At 68.9% G+C, this 351-nt stretch carries 1 protein-coding gene; it reads left to right on the top strand.

The window, feature by feature from the left end:
* The coding region (locus H926_RS34780) for an aminotransferase class I/II-fold pyridoxal phosphate-dependent enzyme (RefSeq protein WP_043609735.1) at positions 1 to 351 on the top strand (351 nt) is incomplete at both ends.

Genomic DNA, 351 nt, shown 5'->3' with positions numbered 1-351 from the left:
GTGGATTTTGCCAGCAACGATTATCTCGGCCTGGCGCAAGCCCCACGCCTGCGCGCCGCCGTGGCTGATGCGCTGGCGCGCGGCGTGGCGGTGGGTTCGGGCGGATCGCGCCTGCTGCGCGGCAACGATCCCGAGCATGAGGCGCTGGAGGCAGAAGCCGCCGCCTTCTTCGGCTGCGAAAGCACACTGTGGTTCAGCGCCGGCTATGCCGGCAACGTGGCGTTGATTGCCACCCTGCCCCAGCGCGAAGACCTGGTGATCTATGACGAACTGATCCACGCCTCGGTCCACGAAGGCCTGCGGCTGACCCGGGCGCGCACGGCGATGGCCGCGCACAACGACGCCGATGCC

The sequence above is a fragment of the Novosphingobium sp. B-7 genome, from assembly GCF_000410615.1.
In the GTDB taxonomy this organism is placed as follows: Bacteria; Pseudomonadota; Alphaproteobacteria; order Sphingomonadales; family Sphingomonadaceae; genus Novosphingobium; species Novosphingobium capsulatum.
Note: the sequence above shows the minus strand (reverse complement) of the source record. Positions and strands in the feature narration are given on the sequence as shown.